The sequence below is a fragment of the Pseudomonas sp. RP-B7 genome (genome assembly GCF_059803535.1).
In genome coordinates this window covers 1-21,672 of record NZ_JAPFHC010000002.1, presented here as the reverse complement: position 1 = coordinate 21,672, position 21,672 = coordinate 1, and the positions used below count along the sequence as shown (strand labels likewise).

At 61.5% G+C, this 21,672-nt stretch carries 18 protein-coding genes; 7 read left to right on the top strand and 11 right to left on the bottom strand.

The window, feature by feature from the left end; translation table 11 throughout:
- Positions 1 to 45: 45 nt before the first annotated feature.
- From OPU96_RS02945 to puuE, 7 genes are all read right to left on the bottom strand, one after another.
- Positions 46 to 831 (bottom strand): outer membrane protein OmpK, encoded by a 786-nt coding sequence (locus OPU96_RS02945; RefSeq protein WP_305391284.1) that lies wholly within the window; start codon positions 829 to 831, stop codon positions 46 to 48.
- A 228-nt stretch (positions 832 to 1,059) separates the two neighbouring features.
- Positions 1,060 to 2,409 (bottom strand): nucleobase:cation symporter-2 family protein, encoded by a 1,350-nt coding sequence (locus OPU96_RS02940; protein ID WP_498558625.1) that lies wholly within the window; start codon positions 2,407 to 2,409, stop codon positions 1,060 to 1,062.
- Positions 2,410 to 2,604: 195 nt separating this feature from the next.
- Positions 2,605 to 3,891, bottom strand: a complete 1,287-nt coding sequence (locus OPU96_RS02935; RefSeq protein ID WP_498558624.1) for a urate hydroxylase PuuD — start codon at positions 3,889 to 3,891, stop codon at positions 2,605 to 2,607.
- Positions 3,892 to 3,942: 51 nt separating this feature from the next.
- A complete protein-coding gene (locus OPU96_RS02930) occupies positions 3,943 to 4,446 on the bottom strand; it encodes an ureidoglycolate lyase (RefSeq protein ID WP_305392791.1) in 504 nt (167 codons plus the stop codon).
- A gap of 189 nt (positions 4,447 to 4,635) precedes the next feature.
- Positions 4,636 to 5,631 carry an allantoicase gene (gene alc / locus OPU96_RS02925; RefSeq protein ID WP_226455036.1) on the bottom strand — a complete coding sequence of 332 codons (996 nt, stop codon included), beginning with the start codon at positions 5,629 to 5,631 and terminating at the stop codon, positions 4,636 to 4,638.
- 80 nt (positions 5,632 to 5,711) lie between these two features.
- Complete coding sequence (gene uraD / locus OPU96_RS02920) at positions 5,712 to 6,227, bottom strand: 2-oxo-4-hydroxy-4-carboxy-5-ureidoimidazoline decarboxylase (RefSeq protein WP_226455037.1); 516 nt, start codon at positions 6,225 to 6,227, stop codon at positions 5,712 to 5,714.
- Entirely contained in the window at positions 6,224 to 7,150 is a 927-nt protein-coding gene (gene puuE, locus OPU96_RS02915; RefSeq protein ID WP_192296941.1) for an allantoinase PuuE, read from the bottom strand. Before puuE ends, uraD begins: the two co-directional genes overlap by 4 nt.
- 386 nt (positions 7,151 to 7,536) lie before the next feature.
- On the opposite strand from puuE, the gene uraH reads away from it, so the two are divergent.
- Together uraH and OPU96_RS02905 are read left to right on the top strand one after the other, a co-directional pair.
- The gene (uraH, locus tag OPU96_RS02910; protein WP_226455039.1) at positions 7,537 to 7,890 is read left to right on the top strand and encodes a hydroxyisourate hydrolase; all 354 of its coding nucleotides are present in this window, start codon (positions 7,537 to 7,539) and stop codon (positions 7,888 to 7,890) included.
- Between the two features lie 155 nt (positions 7,891 to 8,045).
- Entirely contained in the window at positions 8,046 to 13,157 is a 5,112-nt protein-coding gene (locus OPU96_RS02905) for a dermonecrotic toxin domain-containing protein (protein WP_498558623.1), read from the top strand.
- Here the strand turns inward: OPU96_RS02905 and OPU96_RS02900 are convergent.
- The 3 genes from OPU96_RS02900 to OPU96_RS02890 form a co-directional block, all read right to left on the bottom strand.
- Positions 13,105 to 13,731, bottom strand: coding sequence for a LysE family translocator (locus OPU96_RS02900; protein WP_498558622.1), 627 nt, complete (start codon positions 13,729 to 13,731; stop codon positions 13,105 to 13,107). The genes OPU96_RS02905 and OPU96_RS02900 overlap by 53 nt on opposite strands.
- Positions 13,732 to 13,743: 12 nt before the next feature.
- Positions 13,744 to 15,090 carry an NCS2 family permease gene (locus OPU96_RS02895; protein ID WP_192296938.1) on the bottom strand — a complete coding sequence of 449 codons (1,347 nt, stop codon included), beginning with the start codon at positions 15,088 to 15,090 and terminating at the stop codon, positions 13,744 to 13,746.
- A gap of 177 nt (positions 15,091 to 15,267) precedes the next feature.
- Positions 15,268 to 15,702, bottom strand: coding sequence for a MarR family winged helix-turn-helix transcriptional regulator (locus OPU96_RS02890; protein ID WP_498558621.1), 435 nt, complete (start codon positions 15,700 to 15,702; stop codon positions 15,268 to 15,270).
- A gap of 81 nt (positions 15,703 to 15,783) precedes the next feature.
- Here OPU96_RS02890 and OPU96_RS02885 point away from each other — a divergent pair, with 81 nt between their 5' ends.
- Both OPU96_RS02885 and OPU96_RS02880 read left to right on the top strand, forming a co-directional pair.
- Complete coding sequence (locus OPU96_RS02885; protein WP_226455042.1) at positions 15,784 to 16,950, top strand: aminotransferase-like domain-containing protein; 1,167 nt, start codon at positions 15,784 to 15,786, stop codon at positions 16,948 to 16,950.
- 11 nt (positions 16,951 to 16,961) lie between these two features.
- Positions 16,962 to 17,564: a glutathione S-transferase family protein gene (locus OPU96_RS02880; RefSeq protein WP_192296935.1), complete on the top strand. Its 603-nt coding sequence runs from the start codon at positions 16,962 to 16,964 to the stop codon at positions 17,562 to 17,564.
- Positions 17,565 to 17,668: 104 nt separating this feature from the next.
- Here OPU96_RS02880 and OPU96_RS02875 read toward each other — a convergent pair whose 3' ends face one another.
- Positions 17,669 to 18,565 (bottom strand): LysR family transcriptional regulator, encoded by an 897-nt coding sequence (locus OPU96_RS02875; protein WP_226455043.1) that lies wholly within the window; start codon positions 18,563 to 18,565, stop codon positions 17,669 to 17,671.
- Between the two features lie 111 nt (positions 18,566 to 18,676).
- On the opposite strand from OPU96_RS02875, the gene OPU96_RS02870 reads away from it, so the two are divergent.
- Genes OPU96_RS02870 through OPU96_RS02860 form a run of 3 tightly spaced genes read left to right on the top strand, consistent with a single transcriptional unit; the run spans position 18,677 to position 21,610 of the window.
- On the top strand, positions 18,677 to 19,969 hold the full coding sequence (locus OPU96_RS02870) for a CitMHS family transporter (RefSeq protein WP_192296933.1): 1,293 nt from the start codon (positions 18,677 to 18,679) through the stop codon (positions 19,967 to 19,969).
- 1 nt (position 19,970) lies between these two features.
- Positions 19,971 to 21,293: an acyclic terpene utilization AtuA family protein gene (locus OPU96_RS02865; protein ID WP_498558620.1), complete on the top strand. Its 1,323-nt coding sequence runs from the start codon at positions 19,971 to 19,973 to the stop codon at positions 21,291 to 21,293.
- Complete coding sequence (locus OPU96_RS02860) at positions 21,290 to 21,610, top strand: AtuA-related protein (protein WP_226455045.1); 321 nt, start codon at positions 21,290 to 21,292, stop codon at positions 21,608 to 21,610. Before OPU96_RS02865 ends, OPU96_RS02860 begins: the two co-directional genes overlap by 4 nt.
- Positions 21,611 to 21,672: the final 62 nt, after the last annotated feature.

Here is a 21,672-nt window from a genome sequence, read left to right as displayed (position 1 = left end):
CCGCTCCCACACAAGCCAGCTCCCACAGGAGACTGGCACCGCCAGTTAAAAGTGGTACTTGACCAGGAAGCTCGCGGTGTCTTGGTTGGTCTTGAACGCACCGGAATCTTCGATCCCGTACTTGTTCTTCCAGTAGTCGTATTCGAAACCGACATACAACTGCTTCGCGCCCCAGTTCATCGCCTTGCCCAGGTCATATTTGACCTGCGGGTTGAAGTGCAGGTTGGCGTGGTAAGTACCGCGGGCGTTCTTGTCGTTGTCCACCACCCAGTCCATGAAACCGTCGATCAGCACGTCGGAGTTGCCCACCGGGATGGTGTACGCCCACACCGGGGTGATCTGCCAAACGCCGTCACCCGCGCGATTGCCTTCGGTCTGGCGCTGGTAGAAGTTCAGCTGAAAGTAGTCGAAGCCCGGCACGTTCAGGTCGAAGCCTGGGCCGAGCAGGTACGACTCGTTGTCGCCTTCGCCGAACTCGTAGGTGAAGGCCAGCAGCACATCCTTGATCGGGCCGAAGGACAGGTCCTGGTCAAAGATCTTGCCGAACGACAAGCGTGGGCTGATCTCGCCGTAGTAGGTGCTCGGGCCGACGTTGCCGTCTTCCTTGCCGTTGTAAAAGATGCGGTCGACGAACAGGAAGTTGTCGCCGTATTTCCACGCGTCGGCATGTTCGAACGTGACGGTCTGCTGGATCTGCGGGTTGACGGTGAAGTTCTTGCCCCACAGGTAGGTCAGGCTGTTGTTCTGCCACTGCAACAAATCGCCGGCCACGGCTTGGCCACCGGCCAGCAGCGATCCCGCCAGCATCAGGCCTTTGAACATAGGTTTCATTCGGTGCTCCCGAGTTAAGGTTTTATGTTTTTTTCTAAGGGGCGCTCTGGTGTGGCGCCTTTGGGTTCGCTGAAAAACTCGTCTGATTGGTCAGCTTTATTGCTACAGCAAAAGCCGCGCCAAGGCGGTAAGAAACCGTCGATTTAAGCGGGCGCGGAGAATACTGGCTCCCACGTCTGCGCTCAAGTGCGCCGTTACAGCGCGCACCGGGCGACGATGGGGCATGCCTCAGGTGTGGGCATGCTCGACAGCAGGTCGTTCAGCACCGCCGAGGATGTTGAACAGGATGTTCAGCGACAACGCGCTGAGGGTGGCCATGGCAATGCCACTGTGGGTAATCGGGCTCATCCACAGCGGCAGTTGCGCGAAAAACTCGGGACGCACCACCGGGATCAGGCCCATGCCGATGCTCACCGCCACCAGCAACTGGTTGCGCCGGTCGGCGATGTCGGCTTCCTGGAGGATCTTGATCCCGGTGGCCGCGACCATGCCGAACATCGCAATTGCCGCGCCGCCCAGTACCGCCGGCGGGATCGACGCCACCAGGTAAGCAGCCTTGGGCAGCAGGCTGAGCACAATCAGGAAGGCCCCGGCCATGATCGTCACCGAGCGGCAACGCACGCCGGTCATCTGCACCAGGCCGATGTTCTGCGCGAAGGAGGAGTGGGTAAACGTGTTGAAGAACCCGGCAAAAAATGACGCACCGGCATCACACAACAGGCCACGGCGCAGCATCCTAGGGGTGACGTCCTGGCCGGTGATCTTGCCCAGCGCCAGGAACATCCCGGTGGATTCGACAAAGATGATCACCACCACCAGGCACATCGACAGGATCGGTGCCAGCTCGAACCTGGGCATGCCGAAATGCAGCGGCGTGACCACCTGCACCCACGGCGCCTGGGCCAGGCCGCTGAGGTCGACCATGCCGAGCAGGCCGCACAGCATGTAGCCCAGGCCCATGCCGATCAGCACCGAAATATTCACCCAGAAGCCGCGCATGAAGCGGTTGATCAGCAGGATGGTGCCCAGCACCAGCGCGGCAATCGCCAGGTAGATCGGCGAGCCGAAGGTGGCCGCCGCACTGCCGCCACCGGCCCAGTTCACGGCCACCGGAAACAACGACAGGCCAATCGCCGTGATGACGGTGCCGGTGACCAATGGCGGGAAAAAGCGTACGACCTTGGACATGAACGGCGCGATGATCATGCCAAAGAACCCGGCGGCGATGGTCGCGCCGAAGATCCCCTGCAGGCCGATACCGGGCATGCCGGCCATGGCGACCATGCTGCCGACGGCGGCGAAACTGGCGCCCATCATCACGGGCATGCGGATGCCCACCGGGCCGATGCCGAACGACTGCACCATGGTGGCGATACCGGCCACCAGCAGGTCGGCGTTGATCAGGAAGGCGATTTCTTCACGGCTCAGCCCGGCGGCCTGGCCAATGATCAGGGGGACGGCGACGGCGCCGCCGTACATCAGCAAGACGTGTTGCAGGCCTACCAGAATCAGTTGCAAGAGGGGCAGCCGCACCATGGCGGGTGCGGCAGGAATCTGCGGTTCGGCTAACTCGGTCATGCAACACCTCGGATCTTTTTTATTGTTGTGTTGTTTGGCATTCAATTGCCATTTGGAGCGCGATCTTTCAAACACTGCCAATCCCCTGTGGGAGCGGGCTTGCTCGCGAATGCGGTCGTTCAGTCAATGCTTGGTTGAATGACACACCGCTTTCGCGAGCAAGCCCGCTCCCACATTTGGATTTGCATCAATCAGTTAATTTGTACGAGCCCCCTGATTGATCCAGGTGCCAATCAAATCCCGTTCCTGCTGGGTCATCTGGGTGATGTTGCCCAGCGGCATGATCTGGCTGGCCACGGCCTGCGCTTGGATGCGCGCCGCCTGCTGCTGGATCTGTGCTGGCGTATCAAACATCACCCCCGCCGGTGCGGTGCTGAACAGCGGGCTGGTGGGCTTGGCCGAATGGCACACGGCGCAGCGCTCCTGGATCACCCCGTGGACCTTGTCGAAATCAATCGTGGCCTGGGCGGGTACCGGTTCGGCAGCAGGAGCAGGGGCGGGCGCAGCGGGTTTCAAGCCACCGCCCAACGCCGTTTCCGGCAATGGCTGGTACTCGATGGCCGCGGGGGCTTTGGCGACTTCAGCCACCGGCTTGGGACCGGTCACGTACGCCAGGCTGATCATCGCCAATGCGCCGACCGGCAGGGTCCACGCGTACTTCTGGCTGTCATGCCGGGTGTTGAAGTAGTGCCGCACCAACACCGCCGCCACCGCGATACCCGCCAGGATCAGCCAGTTGTATTGGCTGCCGTAGGTGCTCGGGAAGTGGTTGCTGATCATGATGAACAGCACCGGCAAGGTGAAGTAGTTGTTGTGACGCGAACGCAGCAGGCCCTTGGCCGGCAGTGCCGGGTCCGGCGTGCGGTTCTCGGCGATGGCCGCGACCAGGGCGCGTTGCGCCGGCATGATGATGCGGAACACGTTGCCGACCATGATGGTGCCGATGACCGCACCCACGTGCAGGTAGGCGCCACGGCCGCTGAACACCTTGCTGAAGCCATAGGCCGCTGCAATCAACAGCACAAACAGGATGAAGCCGAGCAAGGCAGGGCGTTTGCCCAGGGCCGAGTCGCAGAGGAAGGAGTAGATGAACCAGCCGGCGAACAGTGAGCCGATGCCCAGCAATACGCCTTCGGTGCCGCTGAGGCTGCTGCCGGGGGCAAGCAGGTACAGCGTCGGGTTGAGGTAGAACACCACGCACAGCAGCGCGACGCCCGACATCCAGGTGAAATAGGCTTCCCATTTGAACCAGTGCAGGTTGTCCGGCATGGTCGGTGGGGCCAGTTTGTATTTTTCCAGGTGGTAGATGCCGCCACCGTGGATCGCCCACAAGTCACCGGCCAGGCCGTTCTTGGGGTTGACGCGATTGAGGTTGTTTTCCAGCCAGACGAAGTAGAAAGAAGCGCCGATCCACGCGACGCCAGTGATCATGTGAACCCAGCGCACGCTAAGGTTCAGCCATTCCAACAGATGTGCTTCCACAGTCTTTACCTCTCGCCTGTCACCCTTGTTGTCGGGTGATCAAGCCTTCTCTTATTGGTGGGGGGCGAGGATCAACCGCTCATCCTCTTTGAAAAAATGCTCATCGCAGTTATTGCCTGTGCCACTGCGATCAACCACCAGGAAGTCATCCCGCTTTTCGATCGTCAGCACCGGGTGGTGCCAGACGCCGCGATGGTAATTAATGCCCTGCCTGCCGTTGGTGACGAAGGCGCGGACCAAGCCCGATACAGGTTCATCGCCAAGTGGCGCGACCACGATCAGAAAGGGGTTGCCGAGCAGCGGAATGAAAGCCTGGCTGCCCAGCGGGTGTCGTTCCAGCATGCACACGGTCAGCGGCATGTCCTGCGCGTCGGCGCGGAAGATGCTGATGATGGCGTGGTCTTCCGGCTTGGCGGTTTCGACCGTGGCCAATTTGTGAAAGCGCATGGTCGACCCGTTGTTGATCATGAAGTGGTCGCGGCCAGAGGTTTCGATAACGTCTCCGAAAGGGGCGAAGGCTTCTTTGGTCAGGGGTTCGATCACTAGTGTGCGCATGGCTGTCTTCTTATCCGAATGCTGTGTTGGTTTTCTTGCTTTTGTGTAGTGAGCGGGCTTGCCCCGTGCTGGGTGGCGAAGCCGCCCCAAAACCCAGGCACTGCGGTCTTGCTGAAACACCGCAGCGGTCTTGTTGGGGTGGCTTCGCCACCCCGCGCGGGGCAAGCCCGCTCACTACCAGTTCAGCGTTTACTTGGCGACTTTGCCGAGTACACGCAGGCGGCTCACACCGCCATCCGGGAACACGTTCAGGCGGATGTGGGTGATCGGGCCCAGCGCCTTGATCTGTTCGGCGAAGGTATGTTCGGCGTGCATTTCCAGTTTTTGTGCCGGCAGCAGTTCGCGCCAGAACAGCGATTGGGTTTCGATCTGGCTGTCGGTGCCGCCTTTCACGAATGCGCCCTGGATCGAGCAGGTGTCCGGGTAGTTGCCCTTGAAGTGCAGGGTGTCGACGATGATTTTCTCGATCTCGCCCGGATGGCCCAGCGCGACGATGACCCAGTCATTGCCTGGCGTACGACGACGTGCGGTTTCCCAGCCGTCGCCCATGTTGATGCCACGGCCCGGGTTGAGGATGTTGCTCATGCGGCCGAAGTGTTCATCGGAGCAGGCCAGGGCACGACCACCGTTGAGGGCGGCAGCCAGGTCGACCTGTTCGTTGTCGCCTACCGACGACCAGTCGCGGAACGGCACGCCGTACACGCGCAGACGGGCCACGCCACCATCCGGGTAGATGTTGAAACGCAGGTGGCTGAACGCCTGGTCGTTGCTGATCTCGTGGTAGTGGTGGCTGTTGCCTTGCAGCTCGACGGCCGACAGCACTTCCACCCACTGGGTGTTGGCGTCTGGCTCGCCCGAGGCGAGGAAGCAGGCTTCCAGGGAGGCCGATGGCGGGAAGTTGCCGGTGAAGAATGAAGTGTCGATGTCCACGCCCTTGATCGAGCCCGGCACGCCCAGGCGGATCACCGCGCTGTCGTAGCCTTCGAAGCGCTTGCGGCGTGACTCCCAGCCGTCCATCCACTTGCCGTTGTCATCGAAAACGCCCTCCTTCCACACGGCCGGGGTCGGCTGGAACAGGCGGTTGGCGTCGGCGAACCAGTCATCGGTCACGGAGATGATCTTGGTGCCCAGGCGGGCGTCGGCCAGGTTGACGAACTTCTCGAAAGGTACGGCGTAAGCTTTCATTCTTCTTGTCTGCCTTAGATAGAGTGGCTTGGGATGCTTGCCCGGCCCTGGGCGTCATGAGCGCTCGGGCCAGGGTTGCTTTAAAGGGTCAGTAAACGGAACAACGCGATCTTGTTGATCTCGGCCAAAGCGCATTTGAACTCGGCTTCCACCGAGTTGTGAATGCGCGTTTCGAACGCGGCCAGGATCTGGTGCCGGTTGCTGCCTTTTACCGCCATGATGAAGGGAAACTTGAACTTGGCCTTGTAGGCATCGTTCAGCTCGGTGAAGCGAGAAAACTCTTCGGCCGTGCATTGGTGAATCCCCGCGCCAGCTTGCTCATCGGTGCTGGCTTGGGTCAGTTGGCCCTGGACGGCGGCTTTGCCGGCCAGGTCCGGGTGAGCGTTGATCAGGGCCAGTTGGCTGGCGTGATCGGCGCTCAACAGGATGTCGCTCATGCGCTGGTGCAGGGTTTCGATCTCGTCGATCGAAGGGTCCTGGCCCAGGTCGAAGGCCTTTTCGGCCACCCATGGCGAATGTTCGTAGATGTCGGCGAAGGCCTCGACGAATGCGTCGCGGCTCAGGCTCGAGGGTTTCAGGGTCTTGAACGCAGTCATTTGGCCGCTCCCTTGAACGGGTGGGTTTCATGCCAGTGGCGGGCAATATCGACGCGGCGGGTGAACCACACCTGTTCGTGACCTTTGACGTATTCGATAAAGCGCTTCAACGCGGCCAGGCGTGCAGGACGGCCGATCAGGCGGCAATGCAGGCCGATGGAGAGCATCTTCGGGGCATCCAAGCCTTCGGCGTAGAGCACGTCGAACGCGTCCTTGAGGTATTCGAAGAAGTCATCGCCCTTGTTGAAACCCTGCACCTGGGTGAAGCGCATGTCGTTGGTGTCGAGGGTATAGGGGATCACCAGGTGCGGCTTGCCGGTGGGGTTGCTTGGTTCCCAATAGGGCAGGTCGTCGTCGTAGGTGTCGCAGTCGTAGAGGAATCCGCCTTCCTCCATCACCAGCCGGCGCGTGTTCGGGCCGGTGCGCCCGGTGTACCAGCCCAGCGGGCGTTCGCCGGTCAGTTCGGTGAGGATGCGGATCGCTTCGAGCATGTGCTCGCGCTCCTGGGCCTCGTCCATGTACTGGTAGTCGATCCAGCGGTAGCCGTGGCTGCAGATTTCGTGGCCGGCCTCGACCATCGCGCGGATTACATCCGGGTGACGCTGGGCGGCCATGGCCACGGCGAAGATGGTCAGCGGAATATCGAATTCTTTGAACAGCTTGAGGATGCGCCATACGCCGGCACGGCTGCCGTATTCGTACAGCGACTCCATACTCATGTTGCGTGCGCCTTGCAGCGGCTGGGCCGAGACCATTTCCGAGAGGAACGCTTCGGACTCCTTGTCGCCGTGCAAAATGTTGCGCTCACCGCCTTCTTCGTAGTTGAGTACGAAAGACAACGCAATGCGTGCCTTGCCCGGCCAGTGGGGGTGAGGAGGGTTACTGCCGTAACCGATCAGGTCGCGTGGGTAGTCAGCGCTCACTGCAGTCTTCCTTCTTGTTCGTGATCATTCATGTGGCGGCCGGGCAGCGAAATGACTGGGTGGCGTCACAGCGATGAGTGATTGTATACAACTTATCTGTCACTTTGTAAGCCTACATTTCTGCATTTTTTCCGCAGGCCTCTGTGTAAAGGGTGTAGCAAGAAACTTGCCCAGTTGGTCAGCTAATGGACAAAAGGTCGTTTAAAAGCAAGGATCACAGGTCAATCGCCTGCACAAGCAATGAGCGCGGGTGGATCGCAAGGTTTGTGATTTTTATTGTGTACAATTTTTTTTAAAAGTGTCTTAATCAGCCATCGCCGGCTTTTTCGCTGCCCTGAAAAAGTGCGGATCTCTCTTCTACTGACTTCGGGAGGCGCGTAGACGCCATGGGACGTTTGACCACACACGTTTTGGATGCCGCACACGGTTGCCCCGGCAGCGCGATCAAGGTTGAGCTGTACCGCGTCGAAGGCGCGCAGCTGGAACTGGTCGCCACTACCTTGACCAACAGCGACGGCCGCTGCGACGCACCTCTGCTGCAAGGCGACGACTACCGCAGCGGTGTGTACCAACTGCAATTCAGCGCCGGCGACTACTATCGCGCCCGTGGCGTGCCATTGCCGGAACCGGCCTTTTTAGACGTGGTGGTGCTGCGCTTCGGCATCAGCGCCGAACAGGATCACTACCATGTCCCGCTCCTGATTTCGCCCTACAGCTACTCCACCTATCGCGGTAGCTAGCGTCACCTCGCTTCACACCCCCAAAGCTCTTCGTTGGTTTTTCGCCCGCCCACACTGCGGGCTTTTTTTCGTCCGCTCAAAGGCGCGGCAAGTATGTAAAGCACGGCGCGCGGCAAGCTGCTTAGGCTGGACTTTTGTGTGGACAGGAACCCGCCATGAACAACCCTATCGACGCTCAACCTGAAGAATGCGTTCAGACGCTGCTGACCCGGCGGATCAATGCGGTTGGCGATCCCGGCAGGCTGATCAATCAGTTGCACGCAGCCCAGACGCGCTGTATCGAAGCGGGCAAAGGGCTCAAGCGCTTGATCGCGCGTGCGCCGCGTATTTCACGGATGGTCCGGCTGGCATTGCAGGATGCCTTCGCCCTGAATCCCGATCACCTCTTGTTTACCGAGCCGGGTCAGGTCAATAGCCTCACCGAGCGCGCCCTGGCTTTACTGGTCGATCCGTTTATACCGGCCAATATCAACCAATTCACCCAGTTGAGCGTCAAGGACGATGGTGCGCGAAAACTGCCCTACAGCCCCCTTCAGGCCCTGGAGAAGGTCAGGGCGCTGGGTTTGCTGGAGCACTTCAACCAGACTGTGGCGGCGTATTGGAGTCGCCTGGCCTACGGCTCCTGGCGTACGCGGCGCGAGCGGTGGGTGCAGTTGTATGGTGCGCAGTTTGCCGACCAGGCATTCATTGCGTGTCAGTTGTATGAGCTGTCGGAACCGGGGCTTGCCATGGTCCGGCAACTGGCGGACGCACCCACCCCCCAGGCGCGGCGGCTTGCCGGTGGCGAATGGACGGGCATGCAGGTGCGTCAATTGTTTTGGCCGGGGAGCAACCAGGCGGCGCTGGCGATTCCGGGTGCGCTGTATGTTTCACGGGGGTCGCTGCACGTCGCCTACCTGCCCGGCCTGGCGCGTGGGTTTTATGAATATCAGTCCTGGGCGCAGATGCAACAAGGCTTGGGGGCGTTGCTTCAGGGGCGCTTGTTCACCCTGTTGTGGCAATGTCTGCCGCTGCGACGGCGTGATGCAGTCCTCGAGCAGGGCCCGATCGTGCATGACGACGCGTTGGCCCACAGTGCATTGGCCCTGCTCGACGGGCAGTGGGACAACGAGTTGGCATGCGCCCTGACGATCAATCACATCGCTGTCGCCGCGCCGGGGCAACCACCGCCCCAACCCCGTCGCTTTCTTGCCCAGATCGAAAAGGCCCGCAAGCACTTGGTGGGCGAGCCGCGCCTGGTGCCGTCGCTGGCAGCGTTGCTGAAATGGGATGGGCAGCGGCAGGCGGCGCAAGTCATGTTGGGGCGCTTTACCCAGGGGCTCTCACTGGCCATTCGCGAACACCGGGTGCGCCGTCATGAACAAGGCCTGCTCGCGTTGCTCGATAGCCAGGACTTGGAAAAAGACACTGAACCCTATCTCGCATTTGTGGCCCTGCAAGCGCGCTGGCAGGCGCAGCGCGAACGTGTGCGGCAGTGGACCGAGGTTGCGCCCGAACGTGCATTCGACCCCGCATTCTGGCTGGAGCGCCCGGACGGCACGCGCAAGCGTGCGACCCTGATGCTTGAGGCCCGGCGCCAGGCGCTGCTCGCCGAAGCTGAGTTGCTGCAGCGTGCACAGCTGATCAGTGCGGCGCATCAGCAGTGCCTCGTCGACGCACTGGAGACTCCCCTGGCCGGCCAACGCACCGGCAATGACACGTGTGTGTTGCGTATCCGAGTGGGGCGCGAAGGAGAACGCGGCGTGCCATTGAACGATGTGTTTGTGGTGACCACGTGCAAGGGGCGCAGCCATCCCACTCGGCAACAGCCGGTATTACTGGTGGTGGGCGGCGCGCACGGCGGGATGTCGGCGTTCAATTGCCTGGCTGACTTGAGCCACAGCCTGCAGGCCAGCCTGCAAAGCCCCGACGGATCGCCGTTGTGGCGCAGCGTTGCGCGGGATCAGCGTGCCCTGCGCGCAGCGGGGGTGGAAGTGACTTACGCGCCGGTCACGGGCAATGTCCTGCACGAAGGCTTCAAGGGGCTGGTCAAACTGTATGCCCGGCTCGCCGCGCGACTCGATGACAAGGTCCGGCTGTACAGCGAGGTCAGCGACCCCGCCCTGGCTCGGCTGTTGCTGGCCGATGAGCTGCGCGAACATGTGCAGGTGCCGGTGGACGACGCCCGAATGTTGGCATTGGCCAATGTACAGTTGTTGCGCGTTGCCGCGACACAGGCGAAAAAACTGCCGGCATGGCTCGGCACCGCCACGACGACACTGCGCCAGCGCTATAGGCATTTGCAAAACCACTACCTGACCAGCGCCGTGGCTTTTGAGGAAAAACTCTGGAGCCTGCTGCCCGAGCTGGAAGATTTTGCCCGCGAGCGACTGATCGCACAGCTGACCCTGGATGGCTTCTATCCGCAACTGGATGTCGACCGCCCATTGTTCGATATTCCCGACGATGTCAGCGCGCATTTTTGTGGCTGGTCGAGCCAGTGCGCGGTGGGTGACCGGCACGTGAAAAAGGTCGTGAGCGCGCAACGCAGCACCTACAGCCTCCTGCAATTGGCCCTGCATAACCTTGACCCCCAGGCGCCATGGACCGAATGGCGGCTGAACCGTGCCCGCTATCTGGACCCCGCCTGGAAAGACCGCTTGAGCGTGCGCTACCTGATCAAGACCCTGTCCGCCCTGGACATCGGCGGGCATTACGAAGCACGCATCCGCCAGGTGTTTTATCCGGAGTCGGGCTACCCTGGCCTTTGCCCTGCACTCAGCTACCGGGTCGTTCGGCAGCACGCACGATGGCAGCTGTTTTCGGCCGAACAGCAAGGCCTGAGCGCCCAAGGGCGAAGTTTGTTCAATACCGCTATCGCCGCCTCTGTACCTGCCGACCTGGAACGCAATGGCCATCGCGTGCAACTGTGTTTCGTCCGATTGGTGGGCTACACCCTTGAGCACGACCGGCATATTGCCGGGATGCTGGTGATGTTTGACCGGGTATCGCAACGCTGCGTGGTGTATTGGCCGGCGGCGCAGGGGTTTCCAGTGATCAGCGAATACCCGCACTGGGATGCCATGAGGGACACCCTCAACCACGGCTGTGCTTTGCCCGCGCCGATCAAGGTGCTGGCGCGGCAGGTTGCACCTGGCTGGGCGCACGAGGCGTTGGCCAGTTATCCCGGGGCGCCGCCGTCAACCGAATCGGCGCGGGGCACCTTTAGGCGATTGCGCATGAAGGGCTTTTTTATCTTGACGATAGGCGAGGCCGTTGCCCGATTTGTGCGTTCGTTCAAGGTCCGGCATCGCGTGGCGTCCGTGTTGCCGGAGGAGATCGAGGCGCAGATTCGCGAGCAGATCCAGGCGGTTGCGCCACGTTGGCTGGACATCGCCGTCACTGACCACAGCCATGCAGTGGCGCTGCTGGTACATGCGCGGTTGTTTGAAATCCAGCATCGTAGCCAGGCCAGTGCCCGCTCCGCTCATGCCTTGGCGGAGTATCGCGAACTGCGCCTGGGTGAACAGCGCTCGGCGACGGTGCGTGGTGCGTTGTCGTTTATCCCGCTGATTGGCGTAGGTATCAGTGTGTACGAGTTGCTGCTGGCTGCACGGCACTATCACCACAGTGGCGATGCCAAGGCGGCGGTGGACGTGGCCTTTCTGACGTTGATCGCCTTTGTCGATGTGCTGACGACATTAGTGCCTGGCCCCAAGGGGCTCTCCAGCGCCGGCTCCGCGACCGCACGGGCGACGATGCGCAATGCCATGGTGCGCTTTTCGCAGCGCCAAACACTGACGGGCCTGAAACAATCGTTGCCCAGGCCGCTGAAGCTGTTGGAGCGTTACAAGAAAGGCGGCATGCCCAGTGATGCGCTGCAGTTGCAAAGCCCGGGGAACAGAGGCAGCTACATCAAGGACGGTGAGCAGTTTGTGGTTATCGATAGCGAGCGCTACCCGGTCTACCGGCGCAAGGATGAGCAGGTGCTGCGTTTCAGAAACCAGCAAGCGCACGGCCAGGATGAATTGATCCTGTACATCGACGAGCCGCGAGAGTGGCTGCTGGGCGCCGATGCGCCGCAGCCAGGGCCCAGCGCAGCCCCGTGGCGACCTTGGGCTTCGTCTTCGGCTGCCACTGAATGGGCCCGACCTGCGCAAGCATTGCTGGAACAAGCGATACGTCAATCGCCAGAGGCGCCTGGTGGTTGGCAGGTGTGGGGGTTCGTGACGGAAATGACGTTAGTTGAAGCAACGCCACCAAGGAATATCTTTACGGCGTCCAGCGCGACGCCCGACCAGGCCTTCAGCGTGTTGAGGCTGGGAACTCGCTATTACCGGCTATTGCCCGAGGCGCAGGAGGGGTTGTCGCAGCGCCTGGTGTTCATCACGCCCAACCATGCCGTGGTCCACCCGGCCTCGATCGACGTGTACTACTGGACCGGGCCAGGCATTGCACACCAGCCGATCCCGGCGACCCTGGGGGCCAATGGCGTGTGGACGTTGCATCGAGGGTTGTTTACGGAGCCGGTGTCGGCGTCGTTGAACCGGGCCTTTCCCTTGATGACCCGTAGCAGTCGGCATTTTCTGCTGGAGCGTCTGTTGCATCTGTCGGACTCCAGCGGGAGCACGCTGACCGCCACCCAGTGGTTCGATCTCAGGGCGACACTCGACAAATGGCTGGCCCCGGCGGCCGTTGGGCAGACGGACGATGTGTTGAGGATGTTGCGACCCATCGAGAGCTCGACCAGAACCAGTATTTTCATTGGCGACGAAGGCCTGACCCCAGGGTTTGATCGCTTGGACTTCTCTTTGACGCAAGCCCCCGAAGCTTCGTTGCAAGTTGCGACTCAGCACAATCTGACTGAGCGACGTCACTTGGCCCAGGGGCAGGTTCGAGTGCACCTTGAGCAGATGGGGTTCAGCTTGCACGTGGTGGAAAAACGCTCTGGCGCCTTGCTGGCGTCGGACTTCTACTGCACGCACCCACAGTCCGACACGGTGTATTTCGTCATGACGCGCTGGGCGAGTGGCAGCTCGCTGGATCTAAAGGCCCGCGTGGGCATTCAAATGACCGATGAGTGGTTCCGGCGACGACTTTTCGCGACTCCCATCGCTGCCGCCTATGCGCCGATCTCTGCGGCGATGGACGAAGGGCGCCTGGTGAAGATCATTGCCGGTGTGCAATGGACGTCCAGGCGTGACCCTTCGGTGTATTTCGTCCGGTTCGGCAGCGTTATGCCCGGAGCAAAGCAGCAACGCCCGCGCTACCAAAAAAAGCGGCACTGACCCGGTTGAACCAGCCCTGGCCGCTGCCGCTGCGCAGATACTGGGCCGCTCCGTGTGCGCCGAGACCGTAGGCCAGCTTGCAGAGCAGGTCGAGCAGGGTCCAGGTGGCAATCATGATCAGCAGCTGTGGCAGGAACGGCTGCTGGCTGCTGAGAAATTGCGGCAGGAACGCGGCGAAGAACAGGATGTCCTTTGGGTTGCTGGCGCCCAGCACAAAGGCACGTCCAAACAGTGTGCGAAAGCGCGGTACGGCGGCCAGTTGCGGTACTTCGGCACCCTGGGCCGGTTGCCGCGACTGCTGCCAGCTCTGCCAGGCGAGGTAGAACAGGTACGCCGCGCCGACGATCTTCAGGGCGCTGAACAGTTGCTCGGAGGCCAGCAACAGCGCGCCCAGCCCCAGGGCCGAGGCGCTGAGCAGGCAGATCGAGGCAAACACACCACCGAGAAACGCTGGATACGAACGGCGCAGGCCGTAGTTCAGACTGTTGCTGATCATCAACAGTGACAGCGGCCCCGGGATCAGGATCACCACCAATGCCGCGCCGCTGAACAGTAGCCAGGTTTCCAGGTTCATCATGTGTTCCTTTTATAGAAATATGAATTTGGCAATAAAGATCGCGCACAGCACCCACAGGCTGACGGAAATCTCGCGGTACTTGCCGGTGCCCGCCTTGAGCGCCACGTACGTGATAAAGCCCAGGGCGATGCCGTCGGCCACCGAGAAGGTCAGCGGCATCATGATCGCCGTGACAATCGCCGGAATGCTGTCGGTGGCTTCGTCCCAATTGATATGGGCCATGCTCGCCATCATCAGCATCGCCACGTAGATCAGCGCACCGGCGGTGGCGTACGCGGGAATCATGCCGGCCAGTGGCGCGAAAAACATCGCTGCCACAAACAGGATGCCCACGGTCACGGCGGTCAGCCCGGTTCGGCCACCCGCGGCAACACCGGCGGCACTTTCCACGTAGCTGGTCACCGGCGGTACACCGACCATGGCGCCAAACACGCTGGACGCACTGTCGGCTTTGAGCGCACGGGACAGGTTATCGATCTTGCCATCGGCATTGACCAGTCCGGCGCGTTGCGCGACGCCCATCAGTGTACCTGCAGTGTCGAACATGTGTACAAAAAGAAAGGCAAATACAACGCTAATCATGCTTACATTGAATACACCTTTTACGTCCATGGCCATCCAGGTCGGCGCCAGGCTCGGTGGGGTGGAGATCATGCCGTTGTAATGCACCAGGCCCAAGCCCCAACCGGCCAGGGTCACGGCGATGATGCTGATCAGGATTGCGCCGAACACGCGGTGGTAGCTGAGGATCGCGATCAGCAGGAAACACACGGCCGCCAGTAGCGGTGCCGGTTCATGCAGCGAGCCGAGCTTGATCAGCGTGGCCGGGCTGTCGACGATGATCCCGGCGGTTTTCAGGCCGATCACCCCGAGGAACAGCCCGACACCGGCACCCATGGCGTGGCGCAGGCTCACCGGGATGCTGTTGAGCAGCCACTCACGCACCCGCGACAGCGTCAGGCCCATGAACAGCACGCCCGAGATAAACACCGCACCCAGCGCGGTTTCCCAGGTGTAGCCCATGGTGCCGACCACGGTGTAGGTGAAAAACGCATTCAAGCCCATGCCCGGCGCCAGGCCTACCGGCCAGTTCGCATACAGGCCCATCAACAGGCAACCGAGCGCGGCGGCGATGCAGGTGGCGACAAATGCCGCGCCATGGTCGATGCCGGCGTCGGCCATGATGTTGGGGTTGACGAAGATGATGTAGGCCATGGTGATGAAGGTGGTGAGACCGGCGATCAACTCGGTCCTCACTGTGGTGCCATGCAAGCTGAGTTTGAACAGGCGTTCTAGCCAGCTGTTGGTGGGCGGGGCGACGTCCAGCGTAGGGGCTTCGGATTTGCGGCTATCCACAGCGAGTACTCCTCAAGAGTTTTATTGTTATTTCCAGCGCCGGTCACAGATGTGGGCAACAGCGCTTTGAGGTACTGGCGGGTTTTGTTGACCGATAGGTCAGGAACTCGCACGAGGCGAATTATGCTTTTGTATACAAAGAAAGCAAATAATGTTTTCGAATAGCTTTGCGCTGGGCTAGTTCGCCGCACTCAATGCCTGGTTTACAGCCAACCATCCGGCCACCGCTTCTTCACCGGCTTCACTGAACGCGCGTTGCAGCAGCTTCACCTGTTCACGGCGCAACGACTGTTCGAAACGCAGGCCTTCCTCGCTCAATTCCAGCAAGCGTTTGCGCTTGTCGGTCGCGGACGCAATGCTGTGCACCAGGTGCATTTCCTGCAATTGGCGCAGCGGCATGTTCAGCGCCTGCTTGCTCACGCCGAGCAGTTCCAGCAGTTCTTTCACGCTCAAGGTCGGGTAACGCGCGATAAAAAACACAATGCGCTGGTGCACCCGGCTCAGGCCCCGGCGTTCGAGCATTTCGTCGGCCTTGGCGGTAAACGCCTGGTAACCGAAGAAGAACGCTTGCATGGCTTCCTGCTGGGCGGTGGGGTTTTTAAGGTCAAGCATATTGACGTATCCGTGGGCGCTGTCGTAATTTCGGTCAACCAGTTTGACGTATTTCCCATAGTTTTCGCTACCGGTGACCCCATGGCCTTCTCTGAACGTGTTACGCGCCTCAAAAGCTCCTTGATCCGTGAAATCCTCGCGGCAGCCCAGCGCCCGCAAGTGATGTCGTTCGCCGGTGGCCTGCCGGCCGAAGCTATGCTGCCGGCGCTGAACTGGGATGACATGCCGTCGAACATCGGCCAATACGGCATGAGCGAAGGCGAACCGCAGTTGCGTGAATTGCTCGCCGCCCAAGCACGGGCCCTGGGCGTGCCGTGCCAGGCCAGCCAGGTGCTGGTGGTCAGCGGCTCGCAGCAAACCCTGGACCTGGCGGCCAAGTTGTACATCGACAAAGGCACGCCGGTCCTGTTGGAGGGCCCGACCTACCTGGCCGCGTTGCAGATCTTCCAGCTGTTCGGCGCCGACTGCCTCAGCGTCCCGTTGGAAGCCGACGGCCCCGACTTGAGCACCCTGCGCGCCAACCTCGAACGCCATCGTCCGGCGTTCATCTACCTGATCCCGACCTTCCAGAACCCGTCGGCCGTACGCTACAGCGAAGCCAAGCGCGAAGCGGTCGCCGCGTTGCTCGATGAGTTCGGCGTGACCCTGATCGAAGACGAGCCGTACCGCGAACTGAGCTTCGACGGCGGCAGCGCCAAACCCATCGTCGGGCGCCTGAAAAAAGCCAGTTGGATCTACACCGGCACCGTGTCCAAGACCCTGTTGCCGGGCCTGCGTGTCGGTTACCTGATCGCCAGCCCGGACCTGTTCCCGCACCTGCTCAAGCTCAAGCAGTCGGCCGACCTGCACACCAACCGCGTCGGCCAATGGCAGGCGATGCAGTGGATCGGCACGCCAAAATACCAGCAGCATCTGGAGCAACTGCGCAGCTTCTACCGCGAGCGCCGCGACGCTTTCCAGGCTGCGCTGGAGCGGCATTTCGCCGACCTCGCCGACTGGCAAGTGCCCCAGGGCGGATTATTCTTCTGGCTGACCTTGAAACAGCCGCTCGACACCCGCACCTTGTTGGCGCAAGCGTTGGATCAGGACGTCGCGTTCATGCCCGGTGAACCGTTCTTTTCCGAGCCCGACCAACACCTGGGTTCATTGCGCCTCAATTTCAGCCATATCGACCCGGCCCGCCTGGATGAAGGCCTCAAGCGCCTGGCCGCGGTGGTCCGTCAAGCACAGCACGCGCAAGCGGCATAAGGGGAGCCCCCATGTACAAGGTTTATGGCGATTACAAATCGGGCAACTGCTACAAGATCAAATTGATGCTCAACCTGTTGGGCCTCCCGTACCAATGGATCGATGTGGACATCCTCAACGGCGATACCCAGACCGCTGAGTTCCTGGCCAAGAACCCCAACGGCAAGATCCCGGTACTGGAACTGGAAGACGGCACCTGCCTGTGGGAATCCAACGCGATCCTCAACTTCCTCGCCGACGGCAGCGAATTCCTGCCGACGGAACCGCGTTTGCGCACCCAGGTGTTGCAGTGGCAGTTTTTCGAGCAGTACAGCCATGAGCCGTACATCGCGGTGGCGCGGTTTATCCAGTTCTACCTGAACATGCCGGAGGATCGCCTGGAGGAGTACAAGACCTGCCACAAGCGCGGCCACAAGGCGTTGAAGGTTATGGAGCGGCAGTTGCAAGCCACGCCGTACCTGGTGGGTGAGCAGTATTCGATTGCCGATATTGCGTTGTATGCCTACACGCATGTGGCGCATGAGGGCGGGTTTGATCTGACGCCGTATCCGGCCGTGCAGGCGTGGCTGGCGCGAGTGGCCAGCCATCCAAGACATGTGACGATGCTGGACTGACAATGAGGTAAAAATGTGGGAGCGGGCTTGCTCGCGAAAGCGGAGTGTCAGGCACTATATCTGTCACTGATACACCGCATTCGCGAGCAAGCCCGCTCCCACATTTATCTCTGCGGTGTGTCAGGTAATGCTTCATTGAGCATATCGAAACAGCGCTGTGCCGCAGGGCTCAAACCGATCCCGCTGCGACTGATCAAGCCGATCTCCCGATTCACCCCAGGATGATCGATGTTGATCCGCTTCAACCCCTCCAGGCTGTCCGCCGCCGACTCCGGCAGCACACTGATCCCCAGCCCCTGGCGCACCAGCGCCAACACCGTCGACATGTAGTTGGCCTCCATTCCCGCGTTCATCGTCAGCCGCGTTTCATCGAACAACGCGTCTACCTGCTCACGCACGCTGCTGTCGCGGCCGGTGAGGATGATCGGTTGGTCCGCCAGTTGCTCCAGGGTCAGCTGGCGATGGCGGGTGAGGGGATGATCCAGCGGCACAAAGGCACACAAACGATCATTCAGGACGGGGACGAACGCTAGGCCGTGGCTGAGTCGCGCGCGCACGCCGATGCCGAAATCCACTTCGCCGGAGCGCACCTGGGCATGAATGCGATGGGCCACCAGGTCATGCAGGCGCACTTCAATTCCGGCAAACCGTTCACGGAACAGCCGCAGTGCCGGCGGCAGGGCGCCAGCGCAGACGGAGGGCAGGGCGGCGATGGTGACGACGCCTCGGCGCAGGGCGGCAAGGTCGCGGGAGCCGGTGACGATGTTGTCCAGGTCCAGCAGCAGCTTTTCCATCGGTCCGCGCGCTTCCTCGCCGGCGGCCGTGATGCTCACGTGACGCGGGCTGCGGTCGAGCAAGGCGACGCCGAGCCAGTCTTCCAGCTGTTGCACCTGCACGGTCAGCGCCGACGGTGACAGGTGCAGCTCGTTGGCCGCCTTGGTAAAGCTGCCGGTGCGGGCCACCGCGAGGAACGCTTGAATATGTTGGATACTGTTCTTCATTTTGTTTTTCCGAATGTACTCGGCTGAATATTCCAATTTACAAAGACTAACCCGCTTCCAATACTCCAGGGAAAACAATAACCGGCCAACAAGGCCGCTCTGGAGTAACCCATGCTCGCTACCCTGGGTGTCATTACCATCCTGTGCCTGCTCGCTGCCGTCATGAGCAAACGCCTCTCGCCACTGGTGGCCCTGATCGCCTTGCCGATCATTGCCGCACTGCTCGGTGGGTTCGGCCTGCAAACCAGCGCCTTCATCATTACCGGTATCAAGAACGTCGCCCCCGTGGTGGGCATGTTTGTGTTTGCGATCCTGTTTTTCGGGATCATGACCGACGCCGGTATGCTCGACCCCATCATTGATCGCATCCTGCGCACGGTTGGCACACGTCCTACGCGGATTGTCGTCGGCACCGCGACCCTCGCTTTACTGGTGCATCTGGACGGTTCCGGCGCGGTGACCTTCCTGGTGACGGTGCCGGCGATGCTGCCGCTGTATACGCGGCTGGGCATCGATAAACGTATCCTCGCCTGTGTTTGCGCGATGGCTGCCGGGGTCAACTTCCTGCCCTGGACCGGCCCGGTGCTGCGCTCGTCCGCTGCTTTGCATGTGCCCGTCGCGGACCTGTTCCAGCCGCTGATCCCGGTACAGATCGTCGGCCTGATCTTTGTGTTCGCCTGTGCCTGGTGGCTCGGTCGCCGGGAAGAAAAACGCCTGGGCCTGGGCGCCGGCACCCGCGTCGATGCCATGCCGCAACGGGTGCTCAGCGAGGATGACATCAAGCTGCGCCGCCCGCGTCTGTTCTGGGTCAACCTGATGCTCACCGTGCTGGTGATGGTGGTGATGATCGCCGGCTGGGTCGATCCGGTGGTGATGTTCATGCTCGGCACCGTGGTGGCGCTGTGCATCAACTACCCGAACGTGGACGCCCAGCGCGCCCGCATCGATGCGCATGCCAAGACCGCGCTGACCATGGCCAGCATCCTGCTCGCCGCCGGGGTGTTCACCGGCATCATGCAAGGCACCGGCATGCTCAAGGCGATTGCCGAAGTGGCGGTAGCGCAGATTCCGGCGGGCCACGGCAAGTTGATCCCGGCCGTGGTCGGTTTCATCTCCATGCCGTTGAGCATGCTGTTTGACCCCGATTCCTACTATTTCGGCGTGATGCCGGTGATCGCCGAAGTGGGCAAGGCCCTGGGCGTCGACCCGCTGCAAGTGGCCCAGGCCTCATTGCTTGGCGTGCATACCACCGGCTTCCCGGTCAGCCCGCTGACCCCCGCGACCTTCCTGTTGGTGGGCCTGTGCAAGATCGAATTGGCCGATCACCAGCGCTTCACCATTCCGTTTCTGTTTGCCGCGTCGGTGTTGATGACCCTGACTGCGCTGCTCCTGGGAGTGATTTGAGATGAAAACCTTGCGCATCGGTTCCGGCGCCGGCTATTCCGGCGACCGTATCGAACCTGCCGTCGAGTTGGCCGAGCAGGGCGACCTGGATTACCTGGTGTTCGAGTGCCTGGCCGAACGCACCATCGCTCTGGCGCAACAGGTGCGGATCACTGATCCCGCGGGCGGTTACGATCCGCTGTTGAGTGAGCGCATGCGCCGTGTACTGCCGTTCGTGGGCGATAAGACTGGGCGTCGCCTGCGGGTGATCACCAATATGGGCGCGGCCAACCCCGTGTCGGCGGCGCTTGAAGTGCGGCGTATTGCCCGCGAGCTGGGCCTGGAACTCAAGGTGGTCGCCGTGGTTGGCGATGACGTGTTGGACGTGTTGCACGCCGATTTTCGGCTGGATAACGGCCAGACCGTTGGCTCCCTCGGTGAACGGCTGATCTCGGCGAATGCCTACCTGGGTGTCGAGGGCATCCTGGAGGCGCTGCACGCCGACGCCGATGTGGTCATCACCGGGCGGGTGGCCGACCCTTCGTTGTTCCTCGCGCCGCAGATGTTTGAGTTCGGCTGGGCGGCGGACGATTGGCAGCGCCTGGGGCGCGGTACGTTGGTCGGGCATCTGCTTGAGTGTGCCGGGCAAGTCAGCGGCGGTTATTTCGCAGATCCCGGCTTCAAGGACGTGGATGACCTTGCGCGCCTGGGCTTCCCCTTGGCCGAAATCGATGCCGACGGTGAAGCCTTGATCACCAAGGTCGCGGGCTCGGGTGGGCGGGTCAGCCGCGCTACCTGCACCGAACAATTGATCTATGAAGTGCATGACCCGGCGGCCTACCTGACGCCGGATGTGACCGCGGATTTTTCCCAGGTGGGGTTTGTCGAGGAGGGCGTTGACCGCGTGCGTGCCCAGGGCGCCGGTGGCCGCGCGCGTCCCGAGCAATTGAAAGTCAGCGTCGGCTATCTGGACGGTTGGATTGGCGAAGGGCAGATGTCCTACGGCGGCCCTGGCGCGGTCGCACGTGCAGAGTTGGCGCGGGCTGTCGTCCTCAAGCGCCTGGAGTTGATGGGCGTAAAGATGCAGGACGTACGCGCCGAGCTGATCGGCATGGACTCGCTGCACGGCCCGCGCAGCGGCGTCGAGCCTTGGGAAGTACGCCTGCGCGTGGCGGCTCGCTGTGAGGATCGCCTTGAGGCGGTGCGGGTTGGCAATGAAGTGGAAACCCTCTACACCAACGGCCCGTCCGGCGGCGGCGGTGCCAGCAAAAGCGTACGGCAGGTGGTGGCGGTGGCATCGTTGCTGCTGCCGCGTGATGCGGTCAACCCGAGGATCGAAGCATGAAGTTGCACACGCTGGCCCATTCCCGCACCGGGGATAAGGGCGATACGTCGAACATCTCGATCATTGCTTATCGCGCAGAGGATTACCCGTTGCTGTGTGAGCAACTGACGGCCGAACGCGTGGCCGAATTCTTTGCAGGGTTGCTGCCACCGGGTGCGGCGCCGGTGCGGCGTTACGAATTGCCCAATGTGCAGGCGCTGAATTTTGTGCTGCCGGGGATCTTGCGCGGCGGCGTCACGCGTTCGCTGGCGCTGGATGCCCATGGCAAGTGCCTGGGTTCGGCGCTGCTTGATCTTGATCTGATAACACCGAACTAAATGTGGGAGCGGGCTTGCTCGCGAATGCGGTGTGTCAGTTGAAATATCTGTGACTGACACAC

What these genes read in the sequence shown, in the direction of transcription:
- alc (WP_226455036.1), bottom strand. Translation starts at nt 5,631, where the DNA reads ATGAAAGCTTACGCCGTACCTTTCGAGAAGTTCGTCAACCTGGCCGAC.
- OPU96_RS02930 (WP_305392791.1), bottom strand. Translation starts at nt 4,446, where the DNA reads ATGCGCACACTAGTGATCGAACCCCTGACCAAAGAAGCCTTCGCCCCT.
- OPU96_RS02905 (WP_498558623.1), top strand. Translation starts at nt 8,046, where the DNA reads ATGAACAACCCTATCGACGCTCAACCTGAAGAATGCGTTCAGACGCTG.
- OPU96_RS02900 (WP_498558622.1), bottom strand. Translation starts at nt 13,731, where the DNA reads ATGAACCTGGAAACCTGGCTACTGTTCAGCGGCGCGGCATTGGTGGTG.
- OPU96_RS02875 (WP_226455043.1), bottom strand. Translation starts at nt 18,565, where the DNA reads ATGAAGAACAGTATCCAACATATTCAAGCGTTCCTCGCGGTGGCCCGC.
- OPU96_RS02880 (WP_192296935.1), top strand. Translation starts at nt 16,962, where the DNA reads ATGTACAAGGTTTATGGCGATTACAAATCGGGCAACTGCTACAAGATC.
- OPU96_RS02940 (WP_498558625.1), bottom strand. Translation starts at nt 2,409, where the DNA reads ATGACCGAGTTAGCCGAACCGCAGATTCCTGCCGCACCCGCCATGGTG.
- OPU96_RS02890 (WP_498558621.1), bottom strand. Translation starts at nt 15,702, where the DNA reads ATGCTTGACCTTAAAAACCCCACCGCCCAGCAGGAAGCCATGCAAGCG.
- OPU96_RS02860 (WP_226455045.1), top strand. Translation starts at nt 21,290, where the DNA reads ATGAAGTTGCACACGCTGGCCCATTCCCGCACCGGGGATAAGGGCGAT.
- OPU96_RS02885 (WP_226455042.1), top strand. Translation starts at nt 15,784, where the DNA reads ATGGCCTTCTCTGAACGTGTTACGCGCCTCAAAAGCTCCTTGATCCGT.
- uraD (WP_226455037.1), bottom strand. Translation starts at nt 6,227, where the DNA reads ATGACTGCGTTCAAGACCCTGAAACCCTCGAGCCTGAGCCGCGACGCA.
- OPU96_RS02945 (WP_305391284.1), bottom strand. Translation starts at nt 831, where the DNA reads ATGAAACCTATGTTCAAAGGCCTGATGCTGGCGGGATCGCTGCTGGCC.
- OPU96_RS02870 (WP_192296933.1), top strand. Translation starts at nt 18,677, where the DNA reads ATGCTCGCTACCCTGGGTGTCATTACCATCCTGTGCCTGCTCGCTGCC.
- uraH (WP_226455039.1), top strand. Translation starts at nt 7,537, where the DNA reads ATGGGACGTTTGACCACACACGTTTTGGATGCCGCACACGGTTGCCCC.
- OPU96_RS02865 (WP_498558620.1), top strand. Translation starts at nt 19,971, where the DNA reads ATGAAAACCTTGCGCATCGGTTCCGGCGCCGGCTATTCCGGCGACCGT.